General features: G+C 39.5%; 25 protein-coding genes. 20 read left to right on the top strand and 5 right to left on the bottom strand.

The window, feature by feature from the left end; genetic code table 11:
* From MKL51_RS00250 to MKL51_RS00320, 15 genes are all read left to right on the top strand, one after another.
* Positions 1-657, top strand: a 657-nt coding sequence (locus MKL51_RS00250; protein ID WP_270904154.1) for an acetyl-CoA C-acyltransferase, incomplete at its 5' end; no start/stop codon positions are given.
* A 2-nt stretch (positions 658-659) separates the two neighbouring features.
* Positions 660-2,015, top strand: coding sequence for a 3-carboxy-cis,cis-muconate cycloisomerase (locus tag MKL51_RS00255; protein WP_032006320.1), 1,356 nt, complete (start codon positions 660-662; stop codon positions 2,013-2,015).
* Complete coding sequence (pcaD, locus tag MKL51_RS00260) at positions 2,012-2,797, top strand: 3-oxoadipate enol-lactonase (protein ID WP_032006319.1); 786 nt, start codon at positions 2,012-2,014, stop codon at positions 2,795-2,797. The genes MKL51_RS00255 and pcaD overlap by 4 nt, the downstream gene beginning before the upstream one ends.
* Before the next feature lie 42 nt (positions 2,798-2,839).
* Positions 2,840-4,195 carry an MFS transporter gene (locus tag MKL51_RS00265; protein ID WP_032006318.1) on the top strand — a complete coding sequence of 452 codons (1,356 nt, stop codon included), beginning with the start codon at positions 2,840-2,842 and terminating at the stop codon, positions 4,193-4,195.
* A gap of 15 nt (positions 4,196-4,210) precedes the next feature.
* Positions 4,211-4,624 (top strand): 4-carboxymuconolactone decarboxylase, encoded by a 414-nt coding sequence (gene pcaC, locus MKL51_RS00270; RefSeq protein ID WP_000997505.1) that lies wholly within the window; start codon positions 4,211-4,213, stop codon positions 4,622-4,624.
* Positions 4,625-4,634: 10 nt separating this feature from the next.
* Entirely contained in the window at positions 4,635-5,360 is a 726-nt protein-coding gene (gene pcaH / locus MKL51_RS00275; protein WP_000077913.1) for a protocatechuate 3,4-dioxygenase subunit beta, read from the top strand.
* A 14-nt stretch (positions 5,361-5,374) separates the two neighbouring features.
* A complete protein-coding gene (gene pcaG / locus MKL51_RS00280; RefSeq protein WP_270904155.1) occupies positions 5,375-6,004 on the top strand; it encodes a protocatechuate 3,4-dioxygenase subunit alpha in 630 nt (209 codons plus the stop codon).
* Positions 6,005-6,073: 69 nt separating this feature from the next.
* Positions 6,074-6,901, top strand: coding sequence for a type I 3-dehydroquinate dehydratase (gene aroD, locus MKL51_RS00285; RefSeq protein WP_080612884.1), 828 nt, complete (start codon positions 6,074-6,076; stop codon positions 6,899-6,901).
* A 19-nt stretch (positions 6,902-6,920) separates the two neighbouring features.
* Positions 6,921-8,372 (top strand): right-handed parallel beta-helix repeat-containing protein, encoded by a 1,452-nt coding sequence (locus MKL51_RS00290; RefSeq protein ID WP_032006314.1) that lies wholly within the window; start codon positions 6,921-6,923, stop codon positions 8,370-8,372.
* Between the two features lie 65 nt (positions 8,373-8,437).
* On the top strand, positions 8,438-9,757 hold the full coding sequence (locus tag MKL51_RS00295; RefSeq protein ID WP_032006312.1) for a carbohydrate porin: 1,320 nt from the start codon (positions 8,438-8,440) through the stop codon (positions 9,755-9,757).
* Positions 9,758-9,839: 82 nt separating this feature from the next.
* Positions 9,840-12,269 carry a glucose/quinate/shikimate family membrane-bound PQQ-dependent dehydrogenase gene (locus tag MKL51_RS00300; protein WP_270904156.1) on the top strand — a complete coding sequence of 810 codons (2,430 nt, stop codon included), beginning with the start codon at positions 9,840-9,842 and terminating at the stop codon, positions 12,267-12,269.
* A 621-nt stretch (positions 12,270-12,890) separates the two neighbouring features.
* The gene (locus MKL51_RS00305) at positions 12,891-13,349 is read left to right on the top strand and encodes a DUF6438 domain-containing protein (protein WP_080973551.1); all 459 of its coding nucleotides are present in this window, start codon (positions 12,891-12,893) and stop codon (positions 13,347-13,349) included.
* A 135-nt stretch (positions 13,350-13,484) separates the two neighbouring features.
* On the top strand, positions 13,485-13,898 hold the full coding sequence (locus MKL51_RS00310; RefSeq protein ID WP_032006308.1) for a YeeE/YedE family protein: 414 nt from the start codon (positions 13,485-13,487) through the stop codon (positions 13,896-13,898).
* Between the two features lie 4 nt (positions 13,899-13,902).
* Positions 13,903-14,316 carry a DUF6691 family protein gene (locus tag MKL51_RS00315; protein ID WP_032006307.1) on the top strand — a complete coding sequence of 138 codons (414 nt, stop codon included), beginning with the start codon at positions 13,903-13,905 and terminating at the stop codon, positions 14,314-14,316.
* Positions 14,317-14,320: 4 nt separating this feature from the next.
* Positions 14,321-15,187 (top strand): MBL fold metallo-hydrolase, encoded by an 867-nt coding sequence (locus MKL51_RS00320; RefSeq protein WP_032042682.1) that lies wholly within the window; start codon positions 14,321-14,323, stop codon positions 15,185-15,187.
* 93 nt (positions 15,188-15,280) lie between these two features.
* Here MKL51_RS00320 and pcaU read toward each other — a convergent pair whose 3' ends face one another.
* A complete protein-coding gene (gene pcaU / locus MKL51_RS00325) occupies positions 15,281-16,093 on the bottom strand; it encodes an IclR family transcriptional regulator PcaU (protein ID WP_032038506.1) in 813 nt (270 codons plus the stop codon).
* 42 nt (positions 16,094-16,135) lie between these two features.
* Positions 16,136-17,056 (bottom strand): LysR family transcriptional regulator, encoded by a 921-nt coding sequence (locus MKL51_RS00330; protein ID WP_032006304.1) that lies wholly within the window; start codon positions 17,054-17,056, stop codon positions 16,136-16,138.
* A gap of 89 nt (positions 17,057-17,145) precedes the next feature.
* Here MKL51_RS00330 and MKL51_RS00335 point away from each other — a divergent pair, with 89 nt between their 5' ends.
* From MKL51_RS00335 to MKL51_RS00350, 4 genes are read left to right on the top strand one after another with little or no spacing between them, the layout of a single operon-like run.
* Entirely contained in the window at positions 17,146-18,387 is a 1,242-nt protein-coding gene (locus tag MKL51_RS00335; RefSeq protein WP_032006303.1) for an acyl-CoA dehydrogenase family protein, read from the top strand.
* Positions 18,388-18,404: 17 nt separating this feature from the next.
* Complete coding sequence (locus MKL51_RS00340; protein ID WP_032006302.1) at positions 18,405-19,526, top strand: phosphotransferase family protein; 1,122 nt, start codon at positions 18,405-18,407, stop codon at positions 19,524-19,526.
* Positions 19,523-20,221, top strand: a complete 699-nt coding sequence (locus tag MKL51_RS00345; RefSeq protein WP_032006301.1) for a histidine phosphatase family protein — start codon at positions 19,523-19,525, stop codon at positions 20,219-20,221. The genes MKL51_RS00340 and MKL51_RS00345 overlap by 4 nt, the downstream gene beginning before the upstream one ends.
* Positions 20,222-20,236: 15 nt before the next feature.
* Positions 20,237-20,980 carry an SDR family oxidoreductase gene (locus tag MKL51_RS00350; protein ID WP_001140450.1) on the top strand — a complete coding sequence of 248 codons (744 nt, stop codon included), beginning with the start codon at positions 20,237-20,239 and terminating at the stop codon, positions 20,978-20,980.
* Between the two features lie 35 nt (positions 20,981-21,015).
* On the opposite strand, the gene MKL51_RS00355 is transcribed toward MKL51_RS00350, so the two are convergent.
* The 3 genes from MKL51_RS00355 to MKL51_RS00365 form a co-directional block, all read right to left on the bottom strand.
* Positions 21,016-22,272, bottom strand: a complete 1,257-nt coding sequence (locus MKL51_RS00355) for an OprD family outer membrane porin (RefSeq protein WP_032006299.1) — start codon at positions 22,270-22,272, stop codon at positions 21,016-21,018.
* A gap of 109 nt (positions 22,273-22,381) precedes the next feature.
* Positions 22,382-23,731, bottom strand: coding sequence for a spinster family MFS transporter (locus MKL51_RS00360; protein WP_017399597.1), 1,350 nt, complete (start codon positions 23,729-23,731; stop codon positions 22,382-22,384).
* A gap of 400 nt (positions 23,732-24,131) precedes the next feature.
* The gene (locus tag MKL51_RS00365) at positions 24,132-24,599 is read right to left on the bottom strand and encodes a MarR family winged helix-turn-helix transcriptional regulator (RefSeq protein WP_002121038.1); all 468 of its coding nucleotides are present in this window, start codon (positions 24,597-24,599) and stop codon (positions 24,132-24,134) included.
* A 149-nt stretch (positions 24,600-24,748) separates the two neighbouring features.
* On the opposite strand from MKL51_RS00365, the gene MKL51_RS00370 reads away from it, so the two are divergent.
* A complete protein-coding gene (locus tag MKL51_RS00370) occupies positions 24,749-25,858 on the top strand; it encodes an amidase (RefSeq protein ID WP_270904157.1) in 1,110 nt (369 codons plus the stop codon).
* Positions 25,859-25,877 lie beyond the last annotated feature (19 nt).

The raw sequence follows: 25,877 nt of genomic DNA on the forward strand, positions 1-25,877 counted from the left end.
TTTGCCTTGGTGAGCCAACAACGCACCGCAAGCGCGCAAGCCAAAGGCTTTTTTTCTAAAGAAATCGTGGCAGTTGAAATCCCTCAGCGTAAGGGCGATGCTGTTGTGATTGATACCGATGAACATCCACGTGCATCAACCACCCTTGAAGCTTTAAGCAAACTTAAACCAGTTGTTAAAGCAGATGGTTCTGTGACTGCGGGGAATGCTTCAGGTATTAACGATGGTGCTGCGGCTCTGCTGATTGCTTCTGATGAGGCAGTTCAAGCTTATAACCTCAAACCACGTGCCAAGATCATTGCTTCAACAGCAGTGGGTGTAGAACCACGTATTATGGGTTTTGCTCCTGCACCAGCGATTAAAAAATTACTTAAACAAGCCAACCTGACTTTAGAGCAGATGGATGTAATTGAGCTTAACGAAGCCTTTGCTGCACAAGCTTTGGCGGTGACCCGTGATTTAGGCTTGCCAGACGATAGCAATAAGGTAAATCCAAACGGTGGTGCCATTGCTTTAGGCCATCCACTTGGTGCATCAGGTGCACGCCTCGTGACGACAGCCTTGAACCAACTTGAGCAAACAGATGGCCGTTATGCCTTGTGTTCAATGTGTATTGGTGTGGGCCAAGGCATTGCTTTGATTATTGAGAGAGTCTAATCATGAGCCAGTTATATGCCAGCTTGTTTTATCAAAAAGACGTCACTGACATCTTTAGTGACTCATCTTTAATCAAATATATGATTCAGGTTGAAGTTGCGTTAGCTCAAGCACAGGCAAAAGTTGGTGTGATTCCTCAAAATGCGGCTAATACAATTGCCCAAGTAGCTGAGCAGGCAATAGAAAAGTTTGACTTTTCAGCTTTGGCTGTCGCAACTGGCTTAGCTGGAAATATCGCAATTCCATTTGTAAAACAGCTTACAGCAATTGTTAAAGATGTTGATGAAGATGCTTCGCGTTATGTGCATTGGGGTGCAACCAGTCAGGATATTTTAGACACAGCTTGTATTTTGCAATGTCGTGATGCGTTGAACATTGTGGAAGCTCAACTTCAACAATGCTATGCGACTGCATTACAGCAAGCCAAGCAATATCGCCATCAAGTCATGATTGGGCGTACATGGTTACAGCAAGCTTTACCCATTACTTTGGGGCATAAACTTGCTCGTTGGGCTTCTGCATTTAAACGTGATTTAGACCGTATTCAAGCAATGAAGTCACGTGTACTGACTGCTCAGTTAGGTGGTGCTGTGGGTTCATTAGCTTCTTTGCAAGATCAAGGTTCACTTGTGGTTAATGCATTTGCGAAGCAACTGAATCTGACTGTACCGACAAGCACATGGCATGGTGAGCGTGATCGTATTGTAGAAATTGCAAGTGTGCTTGGCATGATTGTCGGGAATACGGGCAAGATGGCACGGGATTGGTCACTCATGATGCAAACTGAAATTGCAGAGTTGTTTGAGCCAACCGCCAAGGGGCGTGGTGGTTCATCAACCATGCCTCATAAGCGTAATCCAGTTGCGGCGGCATCCGTATTAGCCGCGGCGAATCGTGTACCGGCACTTATGTCTAGCATCTATCAAAGTATGGTGCAGGAACATGAGCGTAGCTTAGGTGCATGGCATGCAGAATGGTTAGCAGTTCCAGAAATCTTTCAGCTTTGTGCTGGAGCATTAAGTCGTACTGGTGAAGTCTTACAAGGTTTTGAAGTTAATGCTCAGCATATGCAACAGAATCTTGAATGTACGAATGGATTGATTATGGCAGAAGCTGTAATGATGGCACTTGCTCCTAAAATTGGACGTTTAAATGCTCATCATTTAGTTGAAGCTGCATGTAAAACAGCGGTAGCACAAAACCAGCATTTGTTTAATGTTGTTAGCCAACTAGAAGAAGTGAAAGGACAGTTTAGCCAAGCAGAAATACGGGATATTTTCAAACCGGAAAACTATTTGGGCAATATTCAGCAACAGATTGATGCAGTTTTGCAAGAAGCACAAGGAGAGTCAAAGTGAATCAGACTATTAGCAATCGCCAAGGAAAACAGCTAGCTGTTTATATTGACGGTTTAAAAGATGCTCCTGTGCTTGTGTTCTCTAATTCATTAGGCACAGACCATGGTATGTGGCAGTCACAGGTAAGTGAATTAAAAAGTCATTTTAATGTCATTACATACGACACACGTGGTCATGGTGAAAGTGAGGTAATTAGTGACACTACATTGCAAAACTTAGCTGAAGATGTGGTTGATATTTTAGATGCCTTGAGTGTTGAAAAAGCTCATTTTTGTGGCATTTCAATGGGTGGAATTACTGGGCTTTGGTTGGGTATTCATCATCCAGAGCGCTTTTTAAGTATTACTGTTGCGAACTCGGCAGCCAAAATTGGTCAGGCGGAGGCTTGGTTGAGTCGTGCGGACTCGGTAGAACAAAATGGTTTAGCTGAGTTAGTTAAAACCACGCATACCCGCTGGTTCAGTGAAAAATTCGACTATCAACATAATGTTGTTGCGCAGACGACGATTCAAAGTCTTGCAAACACACCAGCACAAGGTTATGCAAATGCATGTCGTGCTTTAGCGTATGCCGATTTAAGAGATGAAATCGCACAAATCCAAATTCCGGTACTGCTGGTTGCGGGAACAGAAGATCCGGTGACTACAGTAGCAGATGCTGAGTTTATGCAGCGCGCTATCAACAATAGTCAGATTGCTAAATTGGAAGCATCTCATCTTTCTAATATTGAGCAACCGCAAAGATTTACTCAGGAATTGACTAGGTTTATTCAGCAAATCTAATAGCTTAGTGATTTAAAAGGAATTGGCCTTAAGGAGGCAAATATGGCGTCTCAGGATTACGCTGCACCAAATAAAAGTATCGATGCTCAAGCATTAATTAATGATGCTCCACTCAGTAAGTATCAATGGATGATCGCAATCATCTGTTTCTTAATTATTTTTACTGATGGTATTGATACTGCTGCAATGGGTTTTATTGCACCAGCTTTGGCACAAGACTGGGGAGTTGATCGCTCTCAGTTAGGACCAGTGATGAGTGCTGCACTTGGTGGAATGATTATTGGAGCTTTGGTTTCTGGTCCGACAGCTGACCGTTTTGGTCGCAAAATCGTACTGGCTTTTTCGATGCTTGTATTTGGTGGCTTCACCTTGGCATCTGCTTATGCAACTAACTTAGATAGCCTTGTCGTTTTACGCTTTTTGACAGGTATTGGGCTTGGTGCAGCGATGCCAAATGCTACCACATTATTTTCTGAATACTGCCCAACACGTATTCGTTCATTACTCGTGACCTGTATGTTCTGTGGTTATAACTTAGGTATGGCAACCGGTGGTTTTATCAGTAGTTGGCTGATCCCGACTTATGGTTGGCACAGTCTATTTTTACTTGGTGGCTGGTCACCTTTGATCTTAATGATTTTAGTGATTTTAGTTTTACCTGAGTCTTACCGCTTTTTAATTGTGAAAGGTAAGAATCCTGAAAAAGTACGCAAAATCTTAAATCATATTGCGCCAGCTCAGATCCAAAATGCGACTGCATTTCACGTACCTGAAGAGAAAACCGAGACAGCTCAAAAGAAAAATGTCTTTGGAATTATGTTTTCTAAACCATATGCGAAAGGAACACTTTTACTTTGGTTGACCTATTTCATGGGGCTCGTGGTTGTTTACTTGCTTACAAGCTGGTTACCAACGCTTATGCGTGAAACAGGTGCCTCAATGGAGCGTGCTGCATTTATCGGTGGATTGTTCCAGTTCGGTGGTGTGGTAAGTGCCTTGTTTATTGGTTGGGCGATGGACAAATTCAACCCGAACCGAGTGATTGCTATTTTCTACTTTGCTGCAGGTCTATTTGCGATTGCTGTTGGTCAAAGCTTAGGAAACTCAACATTACTTGCAGTATTAGTGCTTTGTGCGGGTATCGCAATTAACGGTGCGCAATCTTCAATGCCTGCGTTAAGCGCTCGTTTCTATCCAACGCAGTGCCGTGCAACTGGCGTGTCTTGGATGACTGGTATTGGACGCTTCGGTGCGGTATTTGGTGCTTGGATTGGTGCTGTACTACTCGGCAATGATTGGTCGTTTACCGCCATTCTTAGTTTATTACTAATTCCAGCGACTGCTGCGGCTGTTGCTGTATTTGTTAAATCAATTGTTGCGCATACCGATGCAACTTAATAGAGGTCTATCACAATGAATGATGAACAACGCTATAAACAAGGCATTGAGGTGCGGACTGAAGTTTTGGGTGAAAAGCATGTTGGTCGGTCTTTGCAAAATCTGAATGACTTTAACCAAGATTTTCAAAATTTTATTAGCCGTTATGCATGGGGTGAGGTGTGGTCTCGTCCGGGCTTACCGCGTCACACACGTAGTTTAGTCACTATCGCAATTTTATTGGCGCTTGGTCGTGAAGACGAACTACGTATGCATTTACGTGCTTGCTTTAACAATGGCGTGACTAAAGAAGATTTAAAAGAGCTGATCTTACACAGTTCACTCTATGCAGGTTTACCTGCTGCAAACGCTGCAATGCATATGGCTGAAGAAGTCTTTAAAGAGTTGGGGATAGAAGTAAACCCAATTGCAGCGAAAGAACAGGATTAAGGAGATAAAGATGTCACAACATAGCTGGGGTGCCTACGCCCAACGTAATACAGATGATCATCCACCAGCGTATACGCCAGGTTATAAAACAAGTGTATTACGTTCGCCAAAAAATGCATTGATCTCAATTAATGAGACTTTAACTGAAGTTACTGCACCACATTTTTCTTCAAATCTGTTTGGCCCAAAAGATAACGATTTGATTTTGAACTATGCCAAAGATGGTTTGCCAATTGGTGAGCGTGTCATTGTTCATGGCTATGTTCGTGACCAATTTGGTCGTCCTGTAAAAAATGCACTTCTAGAAGTATGGCAGGCCAACGCTTCTGGTCGTTACCGTCATCCAAACGACAAGTTTATTGGTGCAATGGATCCTAACTTTGGTGGTTGTGGTCGTACCTTAACTGATGAAAACGGTTTTTATATTTTCCGTACCATTAAACCAGGTCCATACCCATGGCGTAACCGTATTAATGAATGGCGTCCTGCACATATTCATTTCTCTTTAATTGCTGATGGTTGGGCTCAGCGCCTAATTTCGCAGTTTTATTTTGAAGGCGATACGCTCATTGACACTTGCCCAATCTTAAAAACGATTCCTTCTGAAGATCAACGTCGTGCCTTGATTGCACTAGAAGATAAAAACAACTTTATCGAAGCTGATAGCCGTTGTTACCGTTTTGACATCACTTTACGTGGCCGTCGAGCGACTTACTTCGAAAACGAATTGACTTAATCGGGAGCACGAGCATGAATAACTGGAATTTTCAGGAACTAAAAGAAACTCCATCTCAAACAGGTGGACCTTACGTTCACATTGGCTTATTGCCACAACGAGCAAATATTGAAGTGTTTGAAAACAACTTTAATAACCAGTTAGTACAAGATCAGACCAAAGGTGAGCGTATTCGTCTTGAAGGCCAAGTGTTTGACGGATTAGGTTTACCGCTACGCGATGTGCTGATCGAAATTTGGCAAGCCGATGCGAATGGTATTTATCCAAGTCAGGCAGATACGCGTGAGCAAAAAGCTGACCAGGCATTTCAAGGTTTGGGCCGTACAGGTGCAGACTTTGAAACGGGTGTTTGGAGCTTTAATACAATTAAGCCGGGCGCGACAGCAGGCCGTAAAGGTTCAACTCAAGCACCTCATATTGCATTAGTCATTTTCGCTCGCGGTATTAACTTAGGTCTTCATACACGAGTTTATTTTGACGATGAAGCAGAGGCAAATGCCAACGACCCGATTCTAAATAGCATTGAATGGGCACCACGTCGCCAAACACTTATTGCAAAACGTTTTGAAGAAAATGGTGAAGTTGTTTACCGCTTTGATATTCGCATTCAAGGCGATGACGAAACTGTATTTTTTGATATTTAAGAAACACCTAAGGCTACACCTGATTATTCAAGGATGCGTGTAGCCTTTTTAAGGATGAACCATATGAACATGAAAACATTATTAAGCTTAAGTTTGCTTGCACTCCCATTTTTTACAGCACAGGTGAATGCTGAGCCTGTTGCTTTAGCCGCTCAAACACAACCTGCCGCTACAGCCGTTAAAACGATTGTTCCGATTACCGCAAAAACCAAAGAACAAGCTTTGGCACAAGCTCAGGTCATTGCAAATACAGCAGATGCTGATTTGGCAGAGTTTCGTATCGATTTACTCAGTTTTGCGAGTGATACAAAACAAGTGATTGCTTTGGGGCATGAGTTAAAAAAGATTTTAGGCAATAAGCCAATGATCGCCACAATTCGTACCAAAAACGAAGGTGGCCAGCTTGAAATTAGTGATGTGGATTATGGTAAGACTTATCAGGCTTACTTAAAGAATCCGTTCATGGACTGGTTAGATGTTGAAATGTTCCGTGATCAAAAAGTAGTTTCAGACATTGTTCAAAAAGCACATCAAAAGAAAGTGCTGATTGTCATGTCTAATCATGACTTCCAAAAAACACCAAGCCAAGATGAAATTGAAAAACGCTTGTTAAAACAAGATCAAATGGGCGCAGATATTCTCAAAATTGCTGTAATGCCTAAATCTAAACAAGACGTTTTCACTTTAATGAACGCAACTTTAAAAGTAAGCCAGCAAACCACTAAACCTTTATTGACGATGTCAATGGGGCAACTAGGTACGATTTCTCGTGTTGCGACTGCCAATATGGGCGGAAGTTATAGCTTTGGCATGATTGGTCAGGCTTCTGCACCGGGTCAAATTGATGTGACCAAGCTAAAACAGATTTTACAAACCGTTCAACCAACAAACCCATAAATCATAAGGATATGATGAAATGACTACATTACGTTTAACTACCCTTGCATTAGGTTTGATGGTTTCAGGAGTAGCTGCGGCTCAAACTTATGTGGTTGACCGTTATCAAGACGATAGCAATAAAGGCTCTTTACGCTGGGCCATTGAACAAGCCAATGCAAACCCAAGCGAAGCTAGCGACATTTTGATTCAAGCAGTAGGCAAAGCACCTTATGCGATTAAATTAAACAGCGCACTTCCTGAAATTAAAGCTCCAGTTAAAATCATTGGTACACAGTGGGATAAAACTGGTGAATACATCGCGATAGATGGTTCAAACTATATTAAAGGCGAAGGGGCGAAAGCTTGCCCAGGTGCAAACCCTGAGCAGTATGGCACCAATGTACGTACGATGACTTTACCGGGGTTAGTACTACGTGACGTCAACAACGTTACTTTAAAAGGTTTAGACATCCATCGCTTCTGTATTGGTGTATTGATTAACCGCTCGAGTAATAACCTGATTCAACATAACCGTATTAGTAATAACTACGGCGGTGCTGGTGTCATGCTTACTGGTGATGATGGTCAAGGTAACCCAACCGCAACCACCACCAATAACAACAAAGTTTTAGACAATATTTTCCAAGACAATGGTGATGGTCTAGAGCTGACACGTGGTGCTGCGTTTAACTTAATTGCGAATAACCATTTTGTTTCAACCAAAGCAAACCCAGAACCATCACAAGGTATTGAAATTTTGTGGGGTAATGATAATGCGGTAGTTGGTAATAAATTCGAAAACTATTCAGATGGCTTACAGATCAACTGGGGTAAGCGTAACTATATTGCTTACAACGAAATGACCAATAACTCGATTGGTTTCAACATGACGGGTGATGGCAATATTCTTGATAGCAATAAAGTACATGGTAATCGTATTGGTGTAGCCATCCGTTCTGAAAAAGATGCAAATGCAAAAATTACATTGACTAAAAACCTGATTTGGGACAATGGTAAAGATATTAAACGCTGTGAAGCGGGTGGTTCATGTGTACCAGATCAGCGGTTGGGTGCAATTGTATTTGCTGTGCCTGCACTTGAGCATGCCGGATTTGTAGGTTCTCGTGGTGGCGGTGTGGTTGTTGACCCATCTAAACAACAAAAAACATGTACTCAGCCAAATGAACAAGGCTGTAATGCTCAACCTAATCAGGGTATTAAAGCTCCTAAATTAACTGCAAATAAAGGTTCAGTTGCTGTAGAAGTCAATGGCTTGCCAAATCAACGCTATCAAGTTGAATTTTTTGGTAATCAAAATGCGTCATCAAAAGAAGCTGAGCAATATTTAGGAGCAATAACTGTTGCTACAGATGCACAAGGGATCGCAAAAGCGAATTGGAAGCCGTCTGTAAAAGTTGCCTCAATTACAGCGAATATTACTGATCGTTTTGGCGCAACTTCTGAGCTTGGTTTTACAAGTGTTAAATAACAATAAGGAAAGCGCCTCATATGAGGCGCAGCATAGAAATATAGAAATGATAAAAGGGACTTGAAATGCCAAATTTAATGAAATTGAGTGTTTTAACGCTCGCTGTATTAGGTAGCCAATTTGCGCTCGCGAATGAACCTTGGTCACAAGACCGTCAATGGTTGCTAGGTGACTGGAATGGAAAACGCCAGCAATTAGAGCAGCAGGGCTATAAATTTACAGCTTCTATTATGAGCCAAAGTGCTACAAATTTAGATGGTGGTTACAACGACAGCAATACTTTTGAAAATGCTGCGCAACTTTCTTTAGGTGTAAACCTAGATTTAGAAAAGATTGCTGGGTGGAAAGATACAACAGCGAGCCTAATCGTGACCAAACGTGATGGTAATGCATTAACTCTCGAGCGTATTAAAGACCCACGTTCTAGCCAATTGGGTAATGCTCAAGAGATTTATGGTCGCGGTAAAATCTGGCGTTTATCTCAAGCATGGGTGAAGAAGGGTTTCATCGATAATACTGTACAGGTCAAATTTGGCCGTATGGGAATGTCAGAGGACTTTAATAGTTCTCAATGTGAATTTCAGAACTTATTGCTTTGCGGTGGACAGCTAGGAAAATCAATCGGTTCAATTTGGTATAACTCACCAGTAGGTGTTTGGGCGACAAATGTTAAATATCAGTTTGCACCTGAGTGGACTTTGGGATTGGGTGTGTATGAAGTCAATCCAGACAATATTAAAACCGAATCAAATAGTGATGGTTTTAATCTGGATATGAACAATGTGAAGGGCGCCACCATACCAGTTGAACTTGCATGGAAACCAAAACTTGCTGCCTTTAATGGCTTGCCGGGTGAATATAAAGTAGGTGCGCTGTATTCAACCGCAGAAGCGAATGATGTTAAGACTGCGGGTAAAGTGCATGACGGGAAACAAAGTTTCTGGATTAATGCACAACAACAACTGACGAATAAAGGCGAAGATCCGAAACGCGGTTTATATGTAAGTTTTAATGGCGTTGTAAATGATAAGGCAACGACTTTTGTTCAAAGTACTCAACAACTTGCTCTTTGGTATAAGGGGCCATTTGATAGCCGTCCAAATGATTCGATTGGTTTTGGTATAGCCAATTATGTAGTTAATGACCGTGCTAAAGATAAACAGATCGCAACAAATGAAAGTCGTGGATATTACAGCTATGATCCGTTTGCATCTGACTATATTCCAATTCAAGACGACGAGCTAAATGTCGAGTTGAACTATACCTATCAATGGTCTCCGGCCGTCATGTTACGTCCAAACATTCAATATATTCATCAACCTGCTGGTGTAAAAGAAGTTGATGATGCTTGGGTGGCTGGTCTTAGTGTGAAAGTCAATTTTTAACAATATTGATGGCTGGTTAGACATAGTTTAACTGGCCCAAATGCTTGAACTATTCGGGTTCAGTATATGTGGAGTAGGATCTATGTCTGAGTCAGATTCTAAGTTTCATATCTTATTCAAAATATGGTGTTTTATATTAGGTCTAGTTTTATTGGCTACTGGTGTTTTTTATATCGTAGGTGGTGGAAAACTAGTATCACTCGGCGGTTCTTGGTATTTCCTTATCTCAGGACTGTTTATAACCATTTCGGCAATTAGTATTTTCCGTAAAAAAGCACTGGGTGTCTGGATTTTTGCGGCTGTTTTTGTTGGTACCGTAATTTGGTCATTTGTTGATGCTGGATGGGAATTTTGGCCGTTATTTTCGCGCTTAATGTTTCCTGCTGGTCTTTTTGCTGCCTTGCTATTTACTTTGCCTTCAATCCGACGTTACCAATTTCAAACGAGCTTGGCATCTTCATCCTATGCTGTAGGTGGTCTAGTTGTTGTGGGTATGTTGATTGCCCTCTATCAAATGTTCCAACCGCATCCAACAGTAGCAAGTTCAGGTGAAAAACTACCTTTAGTACCAGTTGATCCTGCAAAAAAACAGGTAAATTGGGAAAATTATGGTAATGATGCAGGTGGTAGCCGCTTTGTTGCTCTCGATCAAATTAACCGAGATAACGTTCATAAATTAAAAGAAGCTTGGCGATTTAGAACAGGCGACTTTACAACGGGTAGCGGTAATGGGGCTGAAGACCAAATGACCCCGCTACAAGTTGGAAATAAAGTGTTTTTATGTACACCACATAACAACATTTTTGCGATAGATGCCGATTCGGGCAAGCAACTCTGGAAAGCTGAGGTGAACTCTACAGCCGATGCTTGGGAACGTTGCCGCGGTGTTGCATACTTTGATTCAACTAAACCGCTTGTACAACCAACTTTAGCTGGTGCAAATGCAGTAACTGCGGTTGCAACTAATACAGCATGTCCACGCCGTGTATATACCAATACACCTGATGGTCGTTTAATTGCAGTGAATGCAGATAACGGTCAGCGCTGTGCTGATTTTGGTGTAAATGGAACGGTTGATTTGCTAGAAGGTCTTGGTGCTGGAACAAAAGCTCCACGTTTTGAAGTGACTTCTGCACCGACTATTGCTGGAACAACTATTGTGGTGGGTAGCCGTATTGCCGACAACGTAGCCGCAGATATGCCGGGTGGTGTTATTCGTGGTTATGACGTGATTACGGGTAAACTTCGCTGGGCATTTGACCCGCGCAATCCAAACCCGAACTATGTTCTTAAACCGGGTGAAACCTATAAACGTAGTTCGGCAAACTCATGGGCTGCAATGTCATATGATCCGCAAATGAATACGGTATTCTTACCTATGGGCAGTTCATCTGTCGACATTTGGGGTGGTAACCGTAATCCATTGGATCATAAATACAATACTTCTGTGTTAGCACTTGATGCGACAACAGGTAAAGAGAAGTGGGTATATCAAACTGTTCATAACGATTTATGGGACTTTGACTTACCAATGCAACCGAGTTTGGTTGACTTCCCATTAAAAGATGGTACGACTAAACCAGCTGTTGTCATTGGAACCAAATCAGGCCAATTCTTTGTTCTTGACCGAGTAACGGGTAAACCGTTGACTAAAGTAATTGAACAGCCAGTTAAACCTGCCAATATTCCGGGTGAACAATACAGCTTAACTCAACCTCGTTCAGTTGAAATGCCTCAAATTGGTAATCAGACTTTAACTGAGTCGGATATGTGGGGTGCAACGCCGTTCGATCAACTGATGTGTCGTATTAACTTCAAGTCAATGCGTTACGAAGGCCTATTTACTGCACCGGGTACTGATGTTTCATTAAGCTTCCCAGGTTCTTTAGGTGGCATGAACTGGGGTAGTATTGCTTTTGACCCGACTCATCGTTATATGTTCGTGAACGATATGCGCCTTGGCTTATGGATTCAATTGATGGAGCAAACTCCTGAAGATATTAAGATTCAGGCGAATGGTGGAGAGAAGGTAAATACAGGTATGGGTGCTGTACCAATGAAAGGTACACCATATAAAGTGAATAAAAACCGCTTTATGTCGGCTTTAAGTATTCCTTGTCAAAAACCGCCATTTGGTAGCATGACTGCGATTGATTTGAAAACTCGTCAGGTTGCATGGCAAGTACCATTAGGTACAGTAGAAGATACCGGGCCTATGGGAATTAAGATGGGCTTAAAAGCACCGATCGGTATGCCAACAATTGGTGGGCCTATGGCAACTCAAGGTGGTTTGGTTTTCTTTGCTGCTACACAAGATTACTACTTACGTGCATTTGATTCATCTACAGGTAAAGAACTGTGGAAATCACGCATGCCAGTAGGTAGCCAAGGAACACCTATAAGCTATGTTTCACCTAAAACAGGTAAACAGTATGTGGTTGTTACCGCAGGTGGAGCACGTCAATCACCTGATCATGGTGATTATGTGATCGCTTATAGTTTAGAACAATAATTAAGTTAGGCAAAAGAGAGTATTTCTCTTTTGCCTTTATATTTAATATATTTTTTGTATAAAACGATAAAAGTAATTTCTATATTTTTAACTAGATAGCTTTACCAAATAGTAAAAAAGTGCTTGAAGTTGTTGCTAAACTTAAAATAGCTTTATGGCTATTTCATCCTGAACGCTAGGTGTAGCTTAACTATTGATCAGTTTCTTAGGATGTTTTACCTATAAATAAAAGCTTAACTTTTATTAAGTTTTGTTTAACTTAACATTGTGAATTTTAATTAAAAATAAACATTATTGAGCTTTTAATCTTATAAATCAGGTTTTTTTTGTTGGAAAAACGAGCGTAAATATATACTTATATTATATTTATATAATTTATGGTGTTGCGCTAGAATGGTCGACGCAGGTTATTACTACCCAGTAATAATTTGTATTTCAGGAATTTAAGCTTTTATGGCTTAAGGCTCATCGCAAGATGGGCCTTTTTTTATGTGTTTATATAAAATAGCCTAAGTAAAAATAAGGCCCAAGAAAATCACAAAAAATAGTGTTTAATGACAAGAAGTGTATGATTTGATAAATTAAAGCCACTTGATAATAATAGGTGATGTAATGAGATTTTTGGTTCTTGCAACTTTATCTGGTTTAGCTTTGATGGGTTGTGCTTCTGTTCAGCAAGCACCGAATACACAAGAGACAATTCGCTATGCTTCTAGCCCATGCTTTGGTGCATGTCCGATTTATTCTGTGGAAGTAACACCTACAGGTTTAATTCGCTTTGAAGGCAAGCAATATACAAAAACAGTTGGTGTTAAAGAGATTCAAGGTAGCGTAAAAGATTATCAAAAACTTGCAAAGGATTTAAAAACTTATCGTCCTGAGACAGGTACTCAATCGAAAACTGCTGGTTGTCAGCAAACAGCGACTGACATGTCTAGCTATTACATTACTTGGATTCAACCTAATGGCACAGAAACTAAATTAAGCCATTACACAGGTTGTATCTCTCCAGCAAATAATAGATTGAATAAGGTTATGGAAAAGTTACCTGAACAATTAGGCATTAAAGATCTAATTTAATGACAAAAGCCCCAGAATCTTGGGGCTTTTTCTTGTTAAGAAGAATTATACACTTAAGAGTTTTATTTTAAGTATTTCTAAAAGAATCAGCGTATAATACAGATTATAAAAACATATATTGTTAAGAGTGGTTATATGTCAAATATTGTCTATGCCTTTTTTGGTGGTTTATTACTAGGCATCGCAACAGTTGGATATTTATATATAAATGGCCGTATAGCCGGAATCAGTGGTTTGCTTGCTCAAGTCATCAATCCTACTAAAGACACCTTTAAGAGTTCGGCATTCTGGTTTATTGCGGGACTCGTGATTACACCTTTCGTATATGGTTATTTTTATCAGCCTGAAATTGAAATTAAAACCAATACATTTCCACTTATTCTAGCAGGTGTACTTGTTGGTTTTGGAACACGACTAGGCTCTGGATGCACAAGCGGCCATGGCATTTGTGGTATGAGCAGGTTATCAAAACGCTCGATGATAGCGACAGCAGTTTTTATGTTTGCTGGCATGTTAACGGTTTATATCATTCGTCATGTGATGGGGTAATCCTATGAAAAACTTTTTTGCTTTTTTATTTGGTAGCTTATTTTCAGTAGGTTTAATGATCTCTGGCATGTCTAATCCAGAAAAGGTATTAGGTTTTTTAGATATTTTTGGGCAGTGGGATATTAGCTTAATGTTTGTAATGTTAGGTGCTATTGCTGTGGCATTTATTCCATTTCAAAAGGCTATAAAAACTCCTAAAACACTCTTTAATGAACAAATTCAATTACCAACGAATACACAGATTGACCAAAGGTTAATTGTGGGTGCTTTTATTTTCGGTATAGGCTGGGGAATAGCAGGTATATGTCCAGCGCCCGCTTTAACTCTGATTGGATTAGGGCATTTTGAAGCGCTTTATTTTATTGTCGCAATGTTATTAGGAATGTTTATTTACCGAATTTTAAATAAAGGAAATTAAGCCTATGCAACAACCTCTAGTAAAAGATTTTTTTGATGAAAACACCAATACTTTTAGCTATGTTGTTGCGGATGTAGCGACTCTTCAATGCACTATTATTGATAGCGTGCTTGATTACGATGCCGCATCGGCCACTACAAAAACATCCAATGCTGATCTGATCGTCGATTATGTCTTGGCGCAAAACTTCAAAGTACAATGGATTTTAGAAACCCATGTACATGCGGACCATATGACTGCGGCTCAATATTTAAAATCTAAATTGGGCGGTACAATTGCGATTAGTCAAAAAATCTCGGTAGTACAAGAAACTTTTGCAGCTATCTATAATTTTGATTTTAAGAAATTCAATGAAAATCAGCCGTTTGATTATTTGTTTGAAGATTATGAACATTTTAAAATAGGGGAGATAGAAGCCTATAACATTCCTACACCAGGGCATACGCCAGCTTGCTTAAGCTATGTGATTGCCGATGCTGTTTTTGTAGGTGATACTTTATTTATGCCTGATTATGGTTCGGCCAGATGTGACTTTCCTAAAGGAAGTGCTGCTGCACTTTATGATTCGGTACAAAAGCTTTATACACTTCCTGACGATATGCGTATGTTTCTATGCCATGACTATAAGCCCGAAGGCCGTGACGAATATATCTGTCAAACAGATATAAAAACTCAAAAACAAAGCAATATCCATTTAAATCGACGAGTTTCTAAAGAATCATTCATCAAAATGCGTCAAGAAAGAGATGCTACTTTGGCAATGCCAAAATTAATTTTGCCTTCAATTCAAATTAATATGAATGGTGGAAATTTTCCGGAACCTGAAGCGAATGGTATTCGCTATTTGAAAATCCCTTTCAATTACTTTTAGAAATAGCCTAAGCATTCATTTGGGAACGTTCAATCTATTCAAATAGCCTAAGCAAACAATAAAATTAACCCTATGAAATAGCCTAAGCAAGATTTAAAGAACTTGTCTTAAATCCCGCGAAGTCTCTTGCAATAAAGGCAGAATATGTTGAATTAAATATTCTTCAGTTGTTTTCATAGTTGGAGAAACAATATTTAAAGCTGCAACCACTTTAAAGTCTTGTCCATAAATTGGTACGGCGAGCGCATGAACTCCTAATTCGTGTTCTTCACGCGAATAACACCAATCTTGTTCTCGAATCTCTTGTAGTAACTCTAAAAATTTATCATTTTCGACATGCGTATATTTAGTTAAACGCTGAAGAGGATATTTTTGGAGCCAGTCCAATTGTTCTTGTTGGCTTAAATGTGCCAGTAAAATTTTACCCGCAGATGTCGCATGAGCAGGTAAGCGGTTACCCAAGTGTAAGCCGTATGGATTTACACGGTCAGTTTGTTGGTGGGCCGCACTACGGGCAATAGTAATGGCTTCATAACCATCAAGTACCATCACTGAATAAATGAGAGAAGTTTGGTTAGTTAACAGATTTAATAAAGGCTGAGATACTTTCGGAAGCTGGGCTGCACCTAAATAAGCTCCTGAAAATTTAAGAACTTTCGGAGTTAAATAGTAATAGTGACCATCTGACTCAAGATACCCTAAATATTCTAAAGTTAATAAATGGCGTCTTGCTGCCGCTCGGGTAAGCCCGGTTTTTTCGGCAGCCATAGAAATGTTTAAACGATGTTGATTACTACTAAAGCTATCTAAAATCGCCATGCCTTTACCAATACCAGCAATGTAATCTTCATGACGAATCGTTTTTTTGTTGTCCTGATTCTGGATTATCCGTTCATCTTTACTCATTACTGATCCTTGTACGATAGAAGCTTAGTAGATCAATTTGCTTTACTGAAAAAGTTTAATAATTTCATGTCGCAGAAATTGATGTCTTAAATTATCCCTTAAATCTTCGTGCCAAAACATACCCATTTTAATATTGGTTATCTCAAAAGGCAGAGAATGTAAGCAAATTTCATGACTATAAGACAAATGCTGTAAAATCATTCGAGGCATGGTGAGTATTGCGTCGGCTTGAGCTCCCAAAACTTGTAACGCCGTTGAATAGTTTTGACAGCGCATAAATACATTTCTTGAAATTTTTTGGTGTTGGTTTAAATAAATATCTTCAAGTAAAGCGCCCGTACGGCGTGACGAAACACCAATGTGCCGACCACTGATATAACTAGCTAAATCGACTTCTTTAAGTTGGCTGCAAATGACAAACTCATCTGTTACCAAATGATCAAAGGTAATTTTTGGAGATAAGTATTGTTCTAGGTCAATCACGAAATCGAGTTGTTGTGTCGCTAAGTCAGTCATAATATGTTTTCGATCGAGTTTCATACTCACAAACTGCAAATCTAAATTAAGATTTTGAAAATGTTGAGCTAGTCTTGGAAGAATAATCGGCTCAATTTCATCATGCACGGCGATTTTTAAGTTTTTTAAGCTTGTTGGATCGAACACATGTTTCTGCTGGCTAATATTTTGGATGGTTAAAAGTGCTTGTTTCACCGTTGGGTAAATCTGCTCAGCAAAAGGAGTGGCAGACATTTTATTGCCTACTCGTATAAATACATCATCTTCAAGTTGCTGACGTAAACGCTGCAAAGCATGACTTGCCGCTGACTGCGTAATATTAAGGCTACTTGCGGCATTCGAAATACTTTTTTGTTCATAAATCGCGATAAAAAGCGGATATAAATTGATATCAATCCGGTGGAAAAAACTTAGATCTAGGCCATGTAAGTTATGAATATTATTCATGAGGTGTTATTTAATAAAATCATTTCATTCATATTAAGTTTCAAGTTATGTTGATGTAAAGACCAGATAATGATGTGAAGGAAAAAAGAATGTTTGAACTTTCAAAGAAAGCTCAAGATTTTGCTGAGCGAACAAGAAAATTTATTTTAGAAGAAATAGAACCTGTCGAAGCAAAATTTTGGGAAGAGGTTCATGAGTTAAATCCAGATGGGAACTGGAAAAAATGGCAGTGGCCTGAACTGTTAGAAACTCTGAAAACTAAAGCTAAACAAGCCGGTCTTTGGAATATGTTTTTACCCGATGAAAAGCTGGGTGCTGGGTTAACTGTTCAAGAGTATGCGCATATTGCTGAATTGACTGGCCGCAGTTTATTGGCACCAACCGTTTTTAACTGTAATGCACCAGATACGGGAAATATGGAATTGTTATGGCGCTATGGCAGTGAGCAACAAAAACAGCAATGGTTACAGCCTTTACTAGACGGAAAAATTCGTTCGGTTTTTTGTATGACTGAACCAGATGTTGCGTCAAGTGATGCAACCAATATGCAAGCGACTGCACTCATCGACGGTAATGAAATTGTTTTAAATGGCAAAAAATGGTGGTCGTCTGGTTTAGGTGACCCAAATGCTAAAGTCATTATTTTTATGGCACATACTCCAGATGAAACAAAAGACCGTCATCATCAACACTCTATGGTTTTAGTACCGATTGATACCGCAGGTGTCGAAATTCAACGTATGTTACCTGTGTTTGGTGACTATGATGCACCGCATGGACACGGTGAGGTTCATTTTAATAATGTTCGAGTGCCTCTCGAAAACTTTATTGGCGGAGCGGGGCAAGGTTTTGAAATTGCCCAAGGCCGTTTAGGACCAGGGCGTATTCACCATTGCATGCGTTGCATTGGGGCTGCTGAAAAAGCACTTGAACTGATGATTGATAGAGGCATGTCTAGAACGGCGTTTGGCAAAGAAATTTTAAAACTCGGTGGAAACCTCGAACGCGTGGCCGATGCTCGAGTCGCCATAGATCAAGCCAGACTTTTAACCTTGTATGCTGCTTATAAAATGGATACTTTAGGAAATATGGCTGCTTTAACAGAAATATCTGCAATTAAAGTGGTCGCTCCGAGTGTTTTAGAAAAAGTAGTCGATATGGCGATTCAGCTACATGGCGGTGCGGGCGTTTCAAGAGATACACCATTAACGGGTTTCTTTGCCCAAGCACGCAGTTTACGTTTAGCTGATGGTCCGGATGAAGTACATAAAGGCATGATTGCCAAATTAGAGTTGGCCAAACGTGGTTATGGTCGTCATAAGAAAGTATAAGTTTAAAGGAAGTGAATATGTCGGTAATTGATGTAGGCGGTGAAGTACGTGAAGGTGAAGAGCTTGATATTGGGGCAGTTGAAAACTGGTTAAAAAACCAAGGTGTTGAGTTGGTTGGCCCAGCAGTTGTTACTCAATATACGGGCGGGGCGTCGAATTGGACTTATCGTTTAAAATATGAAAATACCGATTTAATTTTGCGACGTCCCCCAAAAGGAACAAAAGCGAAGTCAGCCCACGATATGGCCCGTGAATATATGGTGCAGAAAAATCTTGCGCCTTATTATCCAGTGCTTCCTAAAATGGTTGCACTTTGTCAGGACGAATCGGTCATTGGCTGTGATTTTTATGTCATGGAACGCATTGAAGGTATTATTCCTCGTGCAAAATTACCGCCTGAGCTTGGCTTTAATGAAGAAGATGTTCATGAGCTTTGTGTCAATGTTATTGATAAGCTGATTGAGCTACATCAAGTTCCTTATGAGAACACGCCTTTAGCTGAACTAGGCAAAGGTGCGGGATATTGCCGTAGACAAGTTGAAGGTTGGGATAAGCGCTATGAAAAAGTCCGTACAATCAACGTTCCTTCATTTAAATATGTTCGAAAATGGCTAAACGATAATATCCCTCAAGACTCGACGACTTGTATTATTCACAATGATTGGCGTTTTGATAATGTGATTTTAGATCCAGAGCATCCAACAGATGTGATTGGGGTGTTGGATTGGGAAATGGCGACCTTGGGGGATCCATTAATGGATTTGGGTAGTGCTTTGGCTTATTGGGTTGAGCCAACGGATAATATGATTTTTAGATCAACACGCCGTCAGCCGACTCACTTAAAGGGAATGTTCTCTCGTAAAGAAGTCGTTGAATATTATTTGCAAAAAACAGGATTGGACCCTCAAAACTGGGCTTTTTATGAAGTGTTTGGTGTATTCCGATTAGCCGTGATTGCCCAGCAAATCTATTATCGTTATTACCATAAACAAACCCGAAACCCTGCTTTTAAAGATTTCTGGATTGTCATTCATGCGCTACATATTCGAGCTTTAAAACTTATCGCGCAGCAAAAACTGCAAGACTCAGAATTTGCTCAGCAATCTCTACAGAAAATACAGGGTATTTTAAGAAAATGACCACAATTTATCTGGTAAGACATGGTCAGGCATCATTTGGTAAAAGTAATTATGATGAGTTGTCTGAAAATGGTGAAGCTCAAGCGACTTTATTAGGCCAATATTTTAAGCAAATATTAAAAGAACAACCGTATGTGGTTGCAGGAACTATGCAGCGCCACGAGCAAACTGCAAAGCTCGCACTCAATGAATGCTTTCCAGATGCGATGATTCATCATAATAATTTATGGAATGAGTTTAATCATCAGCAGGTTTTTGCCCGCTATGAACCGCGTTTTGAACAGCCTGAACTTTTAAAAGCTGATGTTGCACAAGAACAAAACCCGCGTGCTTATCTTGCCAAAATATTTGAGGGCGCCATTGGACGATGGACAGATGGCGATTTTCATCATGAGTATGATGAGTCTTGGCCACACTTTAAAGAAAGAGTCGAAACAGCATTGCAGCAACTTTGTGATGAGTTAGCAAAAACCAAACCTCGCTATGCAATTGTTTTTACATCTGGTGGTGTGATTTCTGTAGCAATCGGCAAATTGCTTGAACTTAGCCCCAATCGAACTTTTGCGTTGAATTGGGCAATTGCTAATACAAGTCTCACGACTTTGCGGTTGGTTGGAAATGAAGCTCAGGTTTTAAGTTTAAATGAACATCATTTTATAAAAGCTGAGCGTCCAGATTTACTGACATGGATTTAAAATAAGGATAAAAGCATGGCAAAGACGATTTTAATTACAGGCGCAAGTTCTGGATTGGGCGCGGGTATGGCGCATGAATTTGCAGCGAAAGGTTATAACTTGGCGATTTGTGCACGCCGTTTAGACCGATTAGAGACTTTAAAAACTGAACTTGAAAATGAGTACGGTATTAAGGTAATTGCAAAAAGTCTAGACGTTACCAATTATGATCAGGTTTTTGAAGTATTTCGTGCCTTTAAACAAGAGTTCGGCTATTTAGACCGAATTATTGTAAATGCCGGAGTAGGTAATGGCCGTCGTATTGGTAAAGGTAATTTTGAAATTAACAGAGCCACAGCTGAAACAAACTTTATCTCTGCCTTAGCACAGTGTGAGGCAGCGATTGAAATTTTTAGAGCGCAAAATGCAGGTCATTTAGTGGTGATGTCATCCATGAGTGCGATGCGTGGATTACCAAAACATTTATCGACTTATGCAGCAAGTAAAGCTGCAGTTGCTCACTTGGCCGAGGGTATTCGTGCTGAATTACTGGATACCCCAATTAAAGTCTCAACCATTTTCCCAGGTTATATCCGTACCGAAATGAATGAAGGTGCTAAACATTTACCTTTTGAAGTTGACGCCAAAACAGGATGTAAAGCTTTAGTAAAAGCTATCGAAAAACAACCTGTAAAAGCTTATGTGCCACAGTGGCCATGGTTACCAATGAGTATTGCTATGAAGGTTTTACCATTAAAGTTGGTCAATAAATTAGGATAAAAAATACCCCCTAAAGTTTAGGGGGTATTTTTTATTTAGAATTTTTTAGTGTAATTGACAAACAGGCGATCTTCACCAAAGTCGTTGCCATGTTTAACGTTGTAATCAATACGAATATATTGCAGGGCCACGCCTTTTAGGAACGGTTGCTGAAATGCGTAGTTTAAAATCACATTTGACTCGGTTTCGTGATTTTTTTCACCATTGGCTGCTTTAAAGTCATGTCCGTAAACATATTTCACCATCGCATTTAGGCCCGGTACATAATCTTTAAAATCGTAGCCATACATGACGTGGTAAGACTTTTCATCCTCTTTAAAAAAGCCTGTAGCGTTCCAGTTAATGAAATACGTCTCTGGTAAAAAACCATCTGGTAATGGGTAAGCCGATTCACCAATAATCTGTTGGTAACCTAAACCAAAGGTATGGTTTTTTACTTTAATCGTTTCAAGTAATCCAATGTTCTGCGCATCAATATCAAAGGTATTGCCATCATCTTTTGCATTGAAGTATTTAAACTTAGAGGTGAGGGCAAAAGTTGGCTGTTTCCACGTATGTTCAAGTCCTATATAGTGTTTGTTATACAGATCTTCTAAATTACCAAAGTAGTATTCGCCTTTTAAAGACGGTGTAAATTGATAGCGCAGGTCAATATAATTTAACCCATCAGATTCTTTAGTAACCCCATTTGATGTGAAAGAAAACTTTTTAAAGTCTTCTTCATTTCGGGGAGATACTTTTTCAACTCGGCCAATTTCGGCATAAAGCTGATCTGAAAGTTGTGACTTTAAGTTGGTTCCCCAATACGAAGTGAGTAACTGACGACTAGCATCTACGGCAGTTACAGGTAAATCTAGCCAAAGTTCACCGACACTCAAAAGAGTTTTGTCATAACCCAGTTTTAAAGTTGCACCATATTTTAAATAATCTGAAGCTTGAGATTGCGTTTCTTTATTAAAAGGCAAAACTGTATCCGCAACATGTTTGTCTGAACTTAAGCGCACGGCGTATTGAACGGAAGCATCAGCCCCAATCGTAATTGGTTTGTTTGCTATAACTAACGGAGTGTCATGCATTTTCGATTTATAAAATAATGACGCTGCCTGAGACCAACTACCAGTGTCTTTGAGTGCATCATTATCAAAATCACGGTTAATGTAGGCATTTTTTAAAGTGAATTTCCATTCATCTTCAGTTTGCTGATTTGGATTTGCAGCCCATGAGTTGCTGTACATCAGTAATAAAGTGGCAACAGCTAAAGTGTGTGGTTTAAAGCGGTGAAATAATTCCATAATCCATTTCCCAAGTGTAAGCCAGTCCTCGGCACTACGTAATTTTGAATATTTCGGTACTCTCTAAGCGTTTAGTTAGAGAGTACATTTTTGCAATTGGTGAGACCTATTAATTTAATTTTTCAAGCTTCATGCTTTCACTAAAGAATTTGCAGCCTTTAAAAAGTAGAATTAAAGCCAGTACACAAGACAAACCACCCACAATAGATAAAGAAGAACCCACCATTAATGGGCTACCAAAAACTTTATCTGTAATAATGGCTACCAGTGTTGTGCCAATACCGAGTCCAATTAAGTTACTCACCAAAAGGAAGAGGGCAGAAAGGCGTGCTCTAAACTGGTTTGGGGCTAACATTTGCAAAGCAGTTGCTGAAATCACTAGAGGGAAAGATGCAAAGAACATTGCAGGAATCAGTAAGCTAACTGAAAGCCAAAGCTGATCTGTTTGGGTAAAAAATGCAATTGGAATAATCAGGCCAACAATACCAATTACACCTGTGAACATCGGCGCATCTTGGCGACCTTTTTTAATAAACCAGTCATTTAGCCAACCTGCACAAAATACGCCTAATGTATTTGCGACTAACAGAATGGTACCAAGCATATAGCCTGTTTCAGTCGGCGCGAGTTGAAACTTACGAATATAAAATGCAGGTGTCCAGCTAGTTAGGCTATAGAGTGCCATTGCATAAAAGGTAAAACCTAAATAATGACAAGCAAATGTTTTCGAATGTTTTTTAATAAACTGAAGACATTGTGTGAATTTAACTTGGTCAACTTGTCCATTTTGGTTGAGCTGTTGGCCTTTACGTGCAGGATCTTTAACGGTCAAAATAAACAGCAAACCAATAATGATGCCGGGTAAACCCACCACTAAAAAGGCAATTTGCCATGCTTTAAGGGCCCCTAATAATGGAACTTCAATGAGTGTCACGCCTTTAAGCAGGTTAATCACATAACCGCCAACTAAGAAGGCAATACCTCCACCTAAAAAAGCACCAATTGAATAGATCCCGACAGCACGTCCCAGTTTGTCCTTACTAAACATGTCGCTAAACATTGAATAAGCCGCTGGAGATAAAGCCGCTTCACCGACACCTACCGCCATACGGCTTAAGAACAGTTGAATAAAGTTTTTACTTAAACCGCAAGTTGCTGTTGCCAGACTCCAAACAATAATCCCGATTGAAATTAGTTTTGGTCGTGAAAAACGATCGGCAATGTAGGCTAAGGGTAAACCCATAACGGCGTAAAACAGTGAGAAGGCGAGGCCATGTAATAAGCTAAATTGAGTATCTGAAAGTTGGAGATCTGCTTTGATGGGTTCAATCATCAGCGCCAGAATTTGGCGGTCAATAAATGAAAATATATATGCCAACATACAAAGTATGACCACATACCATGCATATGCATTGCTTTTCTTCTGTGTCCTTTCAACAGCGATATTACTTTGGTTCATACACTTAATCCTTATGTATAAAACGCTTAAAGAAATTGATATCTAACTTTTATTATTCCTCTAAAGTTTTCGATATTTCCCCCTTTTAGATAAGAATAATAAATAGGCTAGAAATGAGTAATTTGGTCTCGTACAGACCGGAAGAGTGCGTCTAAACCCAATTAGGAGTTAATGGGATTTTTAAGATCATGGAATTATTATTTTCTTTTTATATGTAAAATTCCATTACTTATTAAGTATGTTAGAATACCTAAAAAGTATGTTAAGTAATTATATACAGATAAATTTATGATATAAGAATTTGATTTTATTAATTTTTATTGTTTAAACGAAAGAGCAGCTAAAGAAAAAGAAATTTTTAACTGCTCTAAGAGAGCTAATTTATCATAATGAGAAATATTTAGCTGGATGGCATCAGGTCAAATAATTTCTTTAACTGGGTATTTAAATTATGTAGCTCGTCTTCTGAAAAAGCATTCAGGATGCCTGCCAAGGTAACTACACTAATTTGATTAATCTGTTCAACCAGCTCAATACCTTTGGCCGTTAATTTCACCATCGAGATCCGTTCATCAGAAGTAGAAGAGTAGACCTCGACAATTCCATCTTCTACCAAGCGATATACAGCTTTTGTTGCCGTCGTTAACTTTAAAGTAGAAAGATTGGCAATGTCGGTAATACTGGCTTCCCCAAGGGCATTAGTACTTAAAATAATTTTACGGCGTGTATTATCAATACCTAGCTTTTTTATTGATTTTTCAATCAGTTGTGAATACTTTCCATTCACTTGGGAAACCCAAAAAAAAGGGAAATTTTGAATACTCGACGGTTCTTTATTAGGAAGAAATTGTTCTAAATGATCAAGCATAGCTAAGCAATAACTTAGTGAAAAAAGGGTAATCCTATTATAAATAAAATTTTGCATATTTCCTTAAGAACAAATTATAAAAAATACTTGACAATTCCATTAAATTTTCCGATATTTTAATTAATGAATAAAAATACATGGAAAAGTGAATGAATATTGTTAGCCAAAGCGTGCACAAAGGAAGTGGCAAGCTCAAGGTCATGGTGAAAGACACAATTGATATTCAAGGTCTAAAAACCATTGCTGGCAGTCGAGCTTTATTAAATGTTGAACCTGCTCAAGATGATGCTGAAGTAATTAAAAACATTCTAAAAGCAGATTGTGAAATTATTGCAAAAACAAATTTGCACGAATTGGCTTTTGGTATTACAGGCATTAATCACGCTTTTGGTACACCCAACAATCCTAAATATCCTGAACTTATCCCAGGCGGATCTTCAAGTGGTTCGGCTGCGGCAGTTGCTGCTAAACAAGCTGACTTTACTCTAGGCACAGACACGGGTGGCTCTATTCGTATGCCTGCTGCGTGCTGCGGAGTTTTTGGTTTAAAACCGACTTTTGGTCGCGTGAGCAGAAAAGGTGTATATCCGCCGTCAAGTTCTTTAGATTGCGTTGGTCCTTTTGCAAATTCAGTCGAGATGATTGAAAAGGCCATGCAAATTATTGATCCAACTTTCAAACCTACTGAATTTACTAGTGCACCAAAAATTGCTGTTTTAGATGTAAGCGCAGATGAGGTTGTTTGGAACTGTATTCATCAAGCACTTCAAAAAGCCAATTTACAGACCGTTTTAGAAAAAGTTGAACATTTTGAAGCTGCTTATGATGCAGGCATGCAGATTATTAATTATGAAAATTGGCAAGCTTTTGGTGAATTAACTCAAACGGGCTTAATTGGTTCTGATGTAAATGGTCGTTTATTAAAAGCTGCCGCAACAACTTTAGAGCAAGTGAAACAAGCAGAAGTTGTGAGAGCACAGCTGACCCAAGAACTCGATGCTTTATTAGAAAAATATGATGCATTGGTTCTACCGACACTTCCACAAATTCCACCAAAAGTTTCTGAAGCTGAAAACACGGTCGCTTTTTTGAATCTTACAGCTTTAGTTCGACCATTTAATTTATCAGGTCATCCTGTCATTTCAGTGCCACTTGAAACCAGTGAAGGTTTACCAGTGGGCTTACAGATCGTATCGAAGCATCAAAAAGATGAGCAATTATGCGCTATAGCTAAATTTTGTGTTGATGCAATGCAATAAATTACAAGGAGTTAGATGA

This window comes from Acinetobacter sp. AOR18_HL (genome assembly GCF_027855145.1).
GTDB lineage: Bacteria > Pseudomonadota > Gammaproteobacteria > Pseudomonadales > Moraxellaceae > Acinetobacter > Acinetobacter pittii.

Bases quoted from the DNA above. Each gene is read 5' to 3' on its own strand.
- MKL51_RS00255 (WP_032006320.1), top strand. From the start codon at position 660: ATGAGCCAGTTATATGCCAGCTTGTTTTATCAAAAAGACGTCACTGAC.
- MKL51_RS00265 (WP_032006318.1), top strand. From the start codon at position 2,840: ATGGCGTCTCAGGATTACGCTGCACCAAATAAAAGTATCGATGCTCAA.
- pcaC (WP_000997505.1), top strand. From the start codon at position 4,211: ATGAATGATGAACAACGCTATAAACAAGGCATTGAGGTGCGGACTGAA.
- pcaH (WP_000077913.1), top strand. From the start codon at position 4,635: ATGTCACAACATAGCTGGGGTGCCTACGCCCAACGTAATACAGATGAT.
- pcaG (WP_270904155.1), top strand. From the start codon at position 5,375: ATGAATAACTGGAATTTTCAGGAACTAAAAGAAACTCCATCTCAAACA.
- aroD (WP_080612884.1), top strand. From the start codon at position 6,074: ATGAAAACATTATTAAGCTTAAGTTTGCTTGCACTCCCATTTTTTACA.
- MKL51_RS00290 (WP_032006314.1), top strand. From the start codon at position 6,921: ATGACTACATTACGTTTAACTACCCTTGCATTAGGTTTGATGGTTTCA.
- MKL51_RS00295 (WP_032006312.1), top strand. From the start codon at position 8,438: ATGCCAAATTTAATGAAATTGAGTGTTTTAACGCTCGCTGTATTAGGT.
- MKL51_RS00300 (WP_270904156.1), top strand. From the start codon at position 9,840: ATGTCTGAGTCAGATTCTAAGTTTCATATCTTATTCAAAATATGGTGT.
- MKL51_RS00310 (WP_032006308.1), top strand. From the start codon at position 13,485: ATGTCAAATATTGTCTATGCCTTTTTTGGTGGTTTATTACTAGGCATC.
- MKL51_RS00315 (WP_032006307.1), top strand. From the start codon at position 13,903: ATGAAAAACTTTTTTGCTTTTTTATTTGGTAGCTTATTTTCAGTAGGT.
- MKL51_RS00320 (WP_032042682.1), top strand. From the start codon at position 14,321: ATGCAACAACCTCTAGTAAAAGATTTTTTTGATGAAAACACCAATACT.
- pcaU (WP_032038506.1), bottom strand. From the start codon at position 16,093: ATGAGTAAAGATGAACGGATAATCCAGAATCAGGACAACAAAAAAACG.
- MKL51_RS00330 (WP_032006304.1), bottom strand. From the start codon at position 17,056: ATGAATAATATTCATAACTTACATGGCCTAGATCTAAGTTTTTTCCAC.
- MKL51_RS00335 (WP_032006303.1), top strand. From the start codon at position 17,146: ATGTTTGAACTTTCAAAGAAAGCTCAAGATTTTGCTGAGCGAACAAGA.
- MKL51_RS00340 (WP_032006302.1), top strand. From the start codon at position 18,405: ATGTCGGTAATTGATGTAGGCGGTGAAGTACGTGAAGGTGAAGAGCTT.
- MKL51_RS00345 (WP_032006301.1), top strand. From the start codon at position 19,523: ATGACCACAATTTATCTGGTAAGACATGGTCAGGCATCATTTGGTAAA.
- MKL51_RS00350 (WP_001140450.1), top strand. From the start codon at position 20,237: ATGGCAAAGACGATTTTAATTACAGGCGCAAGTTCTGGATTGGGCGCG.
- MKL51_RS00355 (WP_032006299.1), bottom strand. From the start codon at position 22,272: ATGGAATTATTTCACCGCTTTAAACCACACACTTTAGCTGTTGCCACT.
- MKL51_RS00360 (WP_017399597.1), bottom strand. From the start codon at position 23,731: ATGAACCAAAGTAATATCGCTGTTGAAAGGACACAGAAGAAAAGCAAT.
- MKL51_RS00365 (WP_002121038.1), bottom strand. From the start codon at position 24,599: ATGCTTGATCATTTAGAACAATTTCTTCCTAATAAAGAACCGTCGAGT.
- MKL51_RS00370 (WP_270904157.1), top strand. From the start codon at position 24,749: ATGAATATTGTTAGCCAAAGCGTGCACAAAGGAAGTGGCAAGCTCAAG.